At 45.0% G+C, this 11,567-nt stretch carries 4 protein-coding genes; all 4 read right to left on the bottom strand.

Going from position 1 to position 11,567, the window contains the following annotated elements; genetic code table 11:
- Positions 1-10 precede the first annotated feature (10 nt).
- Positions 11-1,945 (bottom strand): type I polyketide synthase, encoded by a 1,935-nt coding sequence (locus ACL9RF_RS07110; protein WP_422799910.1) that lies wholly within the window; start codon positions 1,943-1,945, stop codon positions 11-13.
- A gap of 23 nt (positions 1,946-1,968) precedes the next feature.
- Positions 1,969-7,167 (bottom strand): beta-ketoacyl synthase N-terminal-like domain-containing protein, encoded by a 5,199-nt coding sequence (locus ACL9RF_RS07105; RefSeq protein ID WP_422799909.1) that lies wholly within the window; start codon positions 7,165-7,167, stop codon positions 1,969-1,971.
- Complete coding sequence (locus ACL9RF_RS07100) at positions 7,154-11,023, bottom strand: AMP-binding protein (RefSeq protein ID WP_422799908.1); 3,870 nt, start codon at positions 11,021-11,023, stop codon at positions 7,154-7,156. Before ACL9RF_RS07100 ends, ACL9RF_RS07105 begins: the two co-directional genes overlap by 14 nt.
- Before the next feature lie 63 nt (positions 11,024-11,086).
- Positions 11,087-11,500, bottom strand: coding sequence for a hypothetical protein (locus ACL9RF_RS07095; RefSeq protein ID WP_422799907.1), 414 nt, complete (start codon positions 11,498-11,500; stop codon positions 11,087-11,089).
- Positions 11,501-11,567 lie beyond the last annotated feature (67 nt).

The following is an 11,567-nucleotide window of genomic DNA, read 5'->3' as shown; positions in this document are numbered from 1 at the left end:
GTTTTAAAGGTTATCGTTGTCTATGCTGCCAAACACCCAATTTGCCCGATATAAAATCAAATATTTTATCGCTGAACTGGTAATTAGGTACATCAATTTTGCGCAAATTGGATCCTTTGTAGTATGCTTTCCAATCTATTTTTTCGCCCTCAATCCAGCCGGCAAAAACATGCTGTTCCAGGGCTGTGTTTTGTTGCGTTTCCATAAAATGCCCGGTTTCTTTATGTGCTGTGTTCCGCATTTCCTGAGGCAGATCGCCGCTGTTTCTCCATAACCCCTTAATAGGATGTACAGCGGTTTTATCGGCAATGGCTGCATTCAAAATAATTAAAAGCTCGTGGCTATCCTTCGCCCAAATGACGGTTTTTTCTTTGAAATCAGCCCGTGAGCTGTTGTGGCTAAAAGATAAAGCGTCCATCTGTACGTTTGGATAGGTTTGAACAAAGGAAGCAAAGGCTATCCATTGCTGCTGTAAAGCTGCGGTATTGCGTGCGCTAAAGCGAAATGGCCATTTCCGGTTTTCATCCATATGTTTTTCTAGGGCGGCAGGCATTTCTGTGCTGTACTCCTCCAATACAATATGGGCATTGGTTCCGCTAAGGCCAAAGGAACTTATAGCTGCAGTACGCATACCTGCTGTCGACGAGGCTTGCCAGGCGAGGGTATGCTGCGGCACCTCAATACAGGATTGATCCCAGTTTACATGGGGGGATGGCGTATTGAAATGAAGATTGCCCGGAATTATCTTATGTTTTAAGGCAAGGGTAGCTTTGATAAAACCAGCTACACCGGCAGCCGCTTCAAGATGCCCCATATTGGTTTTTACGGTACCGACAAAAACTTTGTTTTTACGATGCTTGGGCAGCAACTGTATGAGGGTGTTGAGTTCTATGGGGTCACCAATTTCGGTGCCGGTACCATGTGCTTCGATATAATCGGGGCCAATATCGGCGATTCCTGCCTTGCTCCACACTTCCTTAAGGAGTAAGGCCTGCGCAGGGCCATGAGGTACTGTAGGTCCCGCAGCGAGGCCACTTTGGTTTACACCTGTAGCCTTAATCAATGCATGAATGGGGTCCTTATCGCGCAAGGCATGGCTTAGTTTTTTTAATACCACAACACCGCAGCCCTCACCACGTACGGTACCATTGGCTGCAGCATCGAAGGATTTGCAGCGGCAATCCTTGGATAAGATGTCTAATGACGAAAATAAAAGCGTAGATTCGGGAGACAGCAACAGGTTTACTCCGCCGGCTAATGCCATACTACACTCATCCATCCATAAGCCTTTACAGGCGCGGTCGATGCTTACCAGAGAGGAGGAACATGCGGTATCGGTTGTTATTGCAGGGCCTTGGAAACCAAATGCATAAGCTGCTCTTCCCGATAAAAAGGAAAAACCATTACCAGAGATATCGTAAGGATCGAAGTCATGGCTAATTTTTCTATACGCTGCAAGTTGCTGCATATACTCCATCAGCATAATTCCCGCATAAATCCCCGTTTTGCTGCCACGTAGGCCGTCTGGCGGATAACCCGCATTTTCCAGCGCCTCCCAACATACCTTTAGGAATAGACGCTGCTGTGGGTCTGTTCGCTCAGCCTCCCTAGGGGAGAAACGGAATAGGCGGTGGTCAAAAGCTGCGATATCTTCTTTTAGGTAGCCCCCTTCCTGTAAGTAGGGGTTTTTTTTCCAGGTATCAACAGGTATAAAGGCCAGTCTCTTTTCGGGAATAGGACCTACCAAATCCTCCTGATTTTTTAAAGAAGCCCAGAATTTGCCGGGTGTGGAGGCTCCTTTCGGAAATCTGCAGGCCATTCCTATAATAGCAATAGGTTCAGTACTTGCGTTAGGATAGTCATTTACTTTTTTCTTTAAACGCTGGATTTCTTCGATAGCCAACTTAAGAATTTCGGCACGATCTATACGGCTATTCTTTTTCATAAGGATAGTGTTTTAGAGATATGTTAAGGTTTGGACCTGTTCAGTTCTTGCTGTAGAATTTGTAGTAACGCTTCTTCAGCGTCATCCTCTACGTCGTCAGCTGCCTGATGTTCCATTTTATCGGCTGCCACAGCATTTTTGTTGATTAAATCCTCCAGATGCTTGCTTAGTAACTGAATGGTATTATAATCATAAATCAAGCTTACCGACAGTTTGATATTTAGCAGCTCCTCCAAATTGCTGCGTATGGCCAATGCATGTAAAGAATTTAACCCCAACTCAAAGAGCGGAATATCCGTACCTATAGCCTGCAGCGGCACTTCCAGTTCCTTGGCTACCTGTGTTAATAGTATTTCAGACAGTGTTTTGCCCTGTGCATAAAACTGCTTATTTTTGTTTTTTAGCACTTCCTTCGGATGGAAATGTTGTTCCTGCGGTTTAAGGCGCGACAAGAGCAGGTTTTGGTTTATTTGCTCGTACAGCGGTGAAAATCGTTTCCAGTCTACCTGCATTACACTAGGGTTACTGCAAGAAGCTGTTTTTGCGAACGACAAAATTTCGGAAATCGCTGCCTGCATAGGAAGCGCTAAAATGCCCGATGCTTCCAATTCCTCGGCTTGCTTGGCTGTCATAAGTCCACGTTCCTTAAATCTTCCGAAGCGCACCGACAGCGTCCTTTTTCCGGCCAGGTTCCGATTTAAAGCCAAAGCGTCCAATAGGAGGTTGGCCATCGCATACCCTGCCACACCAGCACCAGACCATAGGGATGCAATAGATGAGGTATAAAGGGTAAAACCCACATTAAAATCTTCAAACTGTTCGTCTAAAAGCGTAGCACCGATATATTTGACACGCCATTCCTTCTCCAGTTGTTCGCAGGTGGCATCTTGGATTTTATTGCGGCTAATGGCACCCGCGGCATGGATAATATTAAGCTGGTTTATCCCCTCCATTTTAAGCTGTGCAGCGAGCGAAGCCATATCCTGTTTGCTATCAACCTGAGCCCTTAAAATAGAAATACAAATACCCTGCGATCGACATTTTTCGATAAATGCGTGGAATTGACGATGCGATGACTTGCCTGTCGTTCCGTTGTTTTTATAAGCCTCCATCCAATCCGCATGGCGCGTAAGCAAATAGATTTTTCTGCAGCCCAAGTTTACCAATTCTTTGGTAAACTCCCTTCCCATCTGTCCCAATCCACCAGTAATAAGAACAGGGTTAGTCCAATTAACGTCTGCCGACAAGGTATGACCAGTACGGTTAGCTATAGGGGTCAATATGGGGCTATATAAAATATGATGGCGCAAGGCCAACTGATCGCTTATAGCAAAAAGACTTTCCAATGGAAAGCCACTAAGAAGGTCTACATCCTCCATACTGCCGATATCGATAACCCCCATCCAACGCTGTTTTGCTTCTATAGGAAAGGTACGTGCCATACCCCAGAGTGCCATATGAAAGGGCTGAACGGCGGCATCTGCATGTACCGAGATGGCCATGGTAGTACATAAAGCGAATTTTTGTCCTTGGGGTAGCTGTAGCAGTAAATCCTTGATGAATAGAAAAACACGAATCCATTCCTTGCCATGGTCTAGAGCTGGCACAAAAACCAGGAGTCTATAGATTAGGTCAATCGGGTCATTCGGTTTATTATACTGCTGTAGGAAGTCAGGAATAGTCCTATAAACCTTAATTTCAGAAGAAATTGGGCGCCGATTTTGCTGCTCCGATACGACTACAATCTGCGGCCTGTTGGCAGCCTGCTTAGAGGTATAGGAAAATGCTTGCTGTGCTTGTTCGGGATCCATAAAAACCCAAATGCATTTTGTTGGGTTTTGCTGTAGTAGTGATGGACTATGGGAAATGTGCTGCAACATTTCCCAATTCTCCTGGTAAAAAATAGGTTTTTTCTGCTCAGAATTTAAAAATTCAGGTAAGATTTTCCGTATTTCCATACGCTTTATATCCAGTATCGGTTTGCCCTCAGTGTCAGAAAAGCTAAACTGCGCCTCCATCATTTCAGCTTCCATCTGGGTTAGGCTTCCAGCAATATGGATTTGCCCCTGCACAGGCTGGTAAAGGTTTATTTCATCGTAGCGCGAGGGAACATAAGGCTCAGCATATTGTTTAAATACATCGGCAGCATATAAAGCATGCATGCAGCAATCTAAAACCGTTGGCGAAGCCTGAAGGTCGCGAGAATCGGGCATGCACTGTAACTGCCCCAGTACATGCTGCGCGTTCGATTTAAGGCGACTAAGCAAGCGATAGTTTGGACCATATTTTATTCCCCATTGGTTTAGATGTTGGTAAAAGTCATCGATGTCTATAGGAATTAAGCTATCTATATCCATTTTTAGGAGAGCTGGCAGGGAGGGGGGGGGCGTTTCAGCTGTAGAAACTGCGAAATTACCTTTAACATGGAGTTCTTCGCCTGTCGATAGCCCTTGACTGGATATTTCCCATGTTCCAGATAGGGGAAAACGAGCGTCGCTCGATTCGGCTGCGTAGCTTAAATGCAGCTTTACAGCTCTATTTTCGCTTAACGATTGGAAATGCATCGGCTGGAATAGCTGTATATTTTTTAGCTGCGTCTGTTTGCCCTTATGCAGGTAGAATAGGGCTTCGAAAATAAGAGATAGGTAACCGGAACCGGGAAACATTAGTGCCTCTTTGACCTGGTGCTCGCGGATAAAGCTATCTTTTTCCGGACAAAAACTAGCGGCAAAGCACAGTGTATTTTTCTGATCTGTTGCTACTTGGTGTTGTAGCATCGCGTTAATAGGTCTGCGCTGTTCTTGAGGTAGGCTATAGCCGTATGGTGCTCGCTTGCTGTTGATCCGGTACGACTTGGATATATAAGTAGCCGTAGTCAGGGGAGGTGGGGGGACTGGGACGGTGCCGAATAGTTTGTTTCCAAAGTGTAAAGCCCAGTTTATTTCCATACCTTTAGCATGTGCATGTAGCAGAAAATTAGGTATACTATGTCTTTTGTCGTAATAGGCAATAGCGAAGGTAGCTGTATCATTTTGTATGCCTATGCTATGGGCAGGGGCTGCAGGAACCGGTTTTTTCTCCAGCCAGAATTCCTTTCGACTAGCAGATTCTGATTTTTCCCAAAAGGAATTTTCAGCAGCCAAGCTAAGGCTATGCAAAAGTCGGTTGCGTTTATCATCATTTTCCAATACAAATAGCAGTAATGCCTCCTCCAGCGTCAATACTCCACTAAAAACAGCAGCCAGGTAATCACCATCGCCTTCACTTACAAAAAAAACATCATCATTTAATACGTTTAATACGCTATCTATTTCGATAAATGCGCGAACAAAAGGCATCACTTTTTTTGCAAATACCGAATCGGTATGTAAGGCTATATCATATAAAGATTGCCCTTTTAGTTTGAGCAGTATAGGGTTAATTTTTGCTATGGAATCCGTAAATAGTGATTCCCCGTTCCAAACCTGAAGGTTTTTGGTTTCGAATGCAAAAAAATTGCCGATACGAACAATACATCGGTTTTTTATACTTACTCCTTCTTCGGATAGCTGCCTAAAACTGTGGGAGACCTTGTTTTGGTAGCGCTGCAGCTCCAGGATAAGCTGTTTACTGTTTTTAAAATATCCATAAATCGATGTTGCAAAAATTACACGCCCTTTAATGAAGGTGTTAGCGAGTGCTTTGATGGCTGTATTCTCGTCTATGGCGTTTAATATGGAGCTGATGTATTTATCCAGGCAGTTTTGGTTTTGTGCCGATAGGAGAATAGGGTATCCCCAATCGTCATGTTCGATGGCCTCCGCATCGGTTGGTAGGTCTGCCTGCATCGGCGCCCCACCTACGATGGCATGCGCATTGGTACCCGTCATGCTAAACGCACTGATGCCAATGTATGGCGATTTGGGATCCCAGTCGGTAGGCGCTTGTACGGCGGCAATCGGTTTATTGGACCAGTCAAAGGCGCTGGTCAGCGTGCTCAAATGTAATCCAGCAGGTATACATTTATTTTTTAAAATTAATAAGGCTTTTATAAGAGACGCTACAGCTGCCGCTGGTTCCAGGTGCCCGATATTAGATTTAACAGAACCAATACGTAGGGGGTTATGCTGTGTTTTGTGCCTGCCAAATACCTGATTTAATGCTTCTAGTTCGATTGGGTCTCCTAAAAATGTTCCTGTGCCGTGTGCTTCGATATACCCGATATCAGCGGGTGAAAGCTGTGCTTTTTGTAAGCATGTTTGAATAAGGTTGACCTGTGCCTTACCGTTTGGTGCGGTAAGACCATTACTTCTGCCGTCGTGGTTTACGGCAGTACCAGCGATGACGCCGTGAATAAAATCGCCATCACGTTCGGCATCTTCAAGTCTTTTCAGCAGCAGCATGCCTACACCTTCGCCGCGGATATAACCGTCGGCATGCGCAGAAAAGGCTTGACATTTTGCAGATCTGGATAGGGCCCCCATTTGCGTTAATGCAACGAGAGCATGTGGCGATAAGATACAGTTTACAGCACCAGAAAGAGCGTAGTGGCATTCCCTTTGTTGCAGGCTTTGGCAGGCAAGATGTAAAGTCATCAGCGAAGAGGAACATATCGTGTCCAGCTGAATAGCGGGGCCTTTAAGACCCAATACATAGGCCAGACGGCCGGCGGCAATTGCATTTATTGTACCCAGAGGGTTGGAGGCGTTATACCCATATACGCCATTTGGGGCAATATCGAAATCGTAGTAATCACGGTAGCTGAGGCCTACAAATAACCCGGTATTCGCTTGGATGGTCTTTACCTTATAGCCCGCGTGCTGCACAGTGTTCCATGCTGCCTGTATAAGTAAACGTTGCTGAGGATCAATTTCTGCGCTTTCTTTTTTGGATATGCCAAACGATTCCGGAGAAAAATCAAAGACATCCGAAATGAAACCTGCACGGTCTACATAGGTTTTTCCCTGGCCTCCAGCTTCATCGTAGTAGTACGAATGATCCCAACGGTCTTGGGGTATGGGTATGATTCCATCTTTTTGATGCATTAGCGCTTCCCAAAATTTTTCAGGGTTATCTGCTTGTCCCGGAAATTTACAATCGAACCCAATGACTGCGACCTTATTGGTTAAGTTTAGGTTTAGGTTTAGGTCTTGGTTTAGGTCTTGGTTCAGGTCTTGGGCTTGTTTTTGATTTTGGTTTAGATTTGGGTTCATAAGCGTATTGATAATATTATATTTCACCATGTAACAAGTCTTTTAAAAAGTCATCGTCCAATTTTGCAGGTTTGGATGCGGTAGGTTTTACAGCCTTAATTTCATAGGTATACAGGTAATCCGAAAGATCCCTTACCGTGGTGTAGCTCCAGATGATTGATGCTTCAACCTGAATTCCAAAACGGGTATTAATAGCGCTAATTAATTTTATAGATAAGGCCGAGTCGAGACCATATTCTGAAAAAGTTGTCGACGATGTCAAGAAATCCCTTTGAATGTGAACCTCCCTATGCAACCAAGTATAGATCCAATCTTCGATTTCAGTACCTCTCGTATGGCAATCCTCTGCGGGCGCAGTTAGGGCGTCTTTGGTTTTCAGCTGCTGTTGAGGCCTGTTGTTGGTTTCCAAGTCACGAAGATCCCGAAAAGGCGAGCGTATCCTGGCAGCAGATAAACTAGGCTGTGTATATATACATTTATGATCTTTTAAAACCTGCTTAAACTGTCGGTCCACCTGCTGTTTACTGAGCCTTTTACCCGGTACTGCCAGGTAATGATGAAGGCTGGTATTAACCTTATTTGTCAGCCAGCTTCTGGCTTGTTCCGAAACGGCATCCTGGCATAACCATGCTATCAAAACGTAACTTAATACCTCGCCAAAGGCATAGCGCGCATACAAATTAGGTGTTCCTGCGGAAGGTTCCTCGTAGCCCTCAAGCTCATCAAGTACCTCAAGCTGCCTTTTAATTCGCTGCAACCGTTCTTTTTCTAGTGTCGTATTCATCGGAACCTGTTGAGCTACGAGGAAATCCATAACCAGCGATAGATCATCCGTGCTACGTCCGCCCAAGTCAGCAATTAAGGATTCTGTAGGCCCTTCGAATATGCGTAACACCCGCGTATCGCGAAAAAGTTGGGCAATACCATTAGGCTCCGAATAGCCACGAGCTGCCGTAATCTGCATCAAGAAATCGACAGCCTTCCAAGTTTCCTCTGTTGCAAATATTTTGCTCGCATTTATCAGCACCTCCGGAATAGGGGGCGCAGTATCCAGCCATTTCGACAGTCTATCTTGAAAAGCTTCCACAATTTCCAATACCCAAAGCTGCTGCTGCAGGCGTTTTAAAACTACAGGAACATCAATTAGGTAGCCCGTGTTCACCTTCCTGTTTTCTGCCCAGCCCTTTGCACGCGACAGTACGGTTTTTAAAACACCAATACATAGAGAGTTAATGCCGAGGCGCCCCATACACAGCACCTCACGCAGCAGGTCCTGACCTTTACCGACCTCACCCAGAACATGCGAGTCCGGGAGGGCTACATCCTGCATGATAAAATGCCCCTGCATCGTAGCCCGCATTCCCATAGTATTACACTCCTCCAGGTGCTGTAGCCCCGCCGTACCCTGGGGCACTAAAAACGCCGACAGCCCCAAATAGCGTCCATCTTCATCGCGGCTATGCGCGATAACCGTAAGGTAGCTAGCCCAAGAGGAGGAACCCACCCAGCACTTCTCGCCATTTAATATCCAAAGGCCATCCCTTTTTTGCGCTACAGTTTTCAATGCCTTCGGATTACTACCCGCTTCAGGCTCCGTTAACGCGAAGCTCGCTGTTCCCTGTCCGCTGGCCAATTCTGCAAGTATAGTATCCCGTACGGATGCCTGTCCGAACTTGGCGATAGGCTGCAAGCCCAGTAGGTTATGTAAAGTTGCAAACAACCCTAAAGTAACATCCGCTGCGGCTATAGTCTCTAGAAGTTTACGCGCCTGCCCAAAGGCCAAACCTAATCCGGCCCCAGCGGAATTAGACTGCGGAGAAATCAGCAAACCTAATAAACCCATCTGCGCAAACTCGGAAATAATATAAGCGGGAATCGTACGCCGTTCATCGATACTCAAACTATCCACCCGGGTTTCAAGAAAATGCGCGAGTTTATGGCTGATGGTTTCCAAAACCTGCTGTCGGATTGTTGGAAGAGCCGGCACTGCTACGGTATTATGCTGTGAAACCATAGCCCCAAGATGGGAGATATACAACGTATTTTGCCAAGCCTGCTGTTCCGTTCGCTGTTTTGTAAGTTGGCGCTGTATTTTGCCGCTGCTCGTTCGTGGAACCTGCATTGGAGCAACAAAGAATATGGTTTCCACACGTATGCCCTGATCCTTTAACACAGCCATACGAATGGCTTTGGCATACGCATCAAAATCTGGCGCCCGCAAGGCTTCACGTTTAAGTTCCTGCATAATACAGCAAGTTTCTTCGCCATGTTTCTCTATAGCAAAGGCAGCAGCGCCGTCTACCCTTAAATCGGGGTGCGCCGCATATGCACTGCGTTCAATATCCTGTGGGTAATAATTTAGGCCCCGTATTATCAAGAGATCTTTAATACGTCCGACGATATAGATTTCACCGTCCTTGTCCTTAAAAGCTAAGTCGCCCGTACGGAGGTATACCTTCCGTTTACATTTGGAATAAATGTATGTAGCATCGGTAGCCTTTCTATTGTTGTAATAACCACTTGTTACCGAAGGGCCTGTAAAGCACAGTTCCCCAATAACGTAAGTACCAAGGCAAGGTTTTTTAAATGAAGCCTCCAGCATGGAGGCACCCATGTCCAAGACATTAACAAGTGTTATGCCATGGTTATCAATTACCTTTCCGTTTCCAACGAGATAAACAGATTTTTCATCTTCCGGAAAATAATGCCCCGTTTGGAGTATCCCCTTTTCCAGTACAAGCACCTTATGCTGCTGCAGCGCCTGTTTATCCAGCTTCACCCAGTGCACCGGTTCACCTTCCTGCTTTAAGGCAACGGTCAAAGTGGCTTCAGCTAAACCATATCCAGGCGAAATAACATGGTCGGTAGCGCCAAACAACGAAATTGCATTTTGGAAGGCAGCGACAGTCTTTATACGTATAGGTTCGGCACCACAGGCACACATGCGGAGGCTTCTTAAAGATAAAGTTCGACGAAAACCACCATCCTTTACCTCTTGATGGAGCTGCAGCAATTTATCGGTCAGCAAATGGTACGCAAAATTGGGGCCTCCAGTATGCGTTCCCTGCCACTTACTGAGGGCATAAGCCCAGTTCAACGGTTTGCTCATAAAATCTTCAGGTTTCAGTAAATAAAGGCTTGCACCGCAATAAATCGTCTGCACGATAAATAAATTTAGCCCCATATCATGGTAAAAAGGGAGCCAGCTGACAAAAATACTATCCACCGAAGCATTCATATTTTTTTTTGACGCTTTAGCGTTTTCCATTAATGCGCTATGCGTGACGACAACCCCCTTTGGTTTCCCTGTAGAGCCAGAGGTATACTGGAGAAAAGCTGTGGTATGTAAGTCTATAGCAAAGTTGTCCGATTTGACCGTTACTGCAGCACCTTCAGAATCAACATTAACGGGAATAAGGGGTATTCTTGTTAAAAATGTCGATCGGCTTAAAGAAACTTTAAGTTTGTGAGCGCTCTTCTCACTGCTAATAACGACCACCGGAAGGCATTCTTTGGCAATATTTTCCCACTTGGTTAATGGCTTCGCACGACCAGGAATAGGAAGCGGTACGGGGATTGCACCCAGCCATTGACAGGCTAAAAATGCAACAATAAACTCGATACCCTGATTAAAAATCAATAAACAAGTATCGCCCTTATGAACCTCCTTTTTGCGTAGAACGTGCACACAGTTTTTTACCTGTACAAGTAGTTCAGCATAACATATGGGCTTCGCATTAAGGTCGATGTCAATATCGCTAAAGGCGATTTTGTCGGGCAGGTTCAGACTGTTTTTTAGTAGATAATCTAGCAACGTATTACCACCACTACCAACTTCCAGGCTATCTGAGGCTCGGGGTATTCGTTGCGCTGTACTGTTCTCCATAATTGTTTTTGTTATTTGTAAGGGTATGGATTTGTTTTTCTACACCATTTTTTTAAGCCTTAATTACTGTAGTACCAGTTGTTTTAATCGGTCTTTCTCATAAAACACCAACATGAAGTTTAAAATGGAGACAAGCATTCCCGACGCAAAAAAACCAATATGTGCGGGAGGGATATCATGTATAAGGTGTATCAGCATTATGTTTATTGCCAGGGGTAAATGTATCAGAAGGCCTAACCACCAATATTTTTTTGTGAACAATAAAATGCCAGCGAGCAGTTGTATGGAACGTATAAGTATGCCGAGGTAGCTCAACATTATGGCATTATGTAAATTCCGGAACACACTACCAAAAAGCATAATACCTACATTTTCGGGGTTATAACCCGGTATTAATAGGGCATAAAGGCCAATACAACCGACAATTATAAGTAGGATAGCAAAAGTATAGCGCAAAACAGTTTGGGTTTTTCTCATAATAGATAGATATTAAGCACCTGCACAATAGACGCTGTACAGCGCACACTGCACAGATGCTAACGTT

The sequence above is a fragment of the Sphingobacterium sp. Mn56C genome, from assembly GCF_049319645.1.
In the GTDB taxonomy this organism is placed as follows: domain Bacteria; phylum Bacteroidota; class Bacteroidia; order Sphingobacteriales; family Sphingobacteriaceae; genus Sphingobacterium.
Note: the sequence above shows the minus strand (reverse complement) of the source record. Positions and strands in the feature narration are given on the sequence as shown.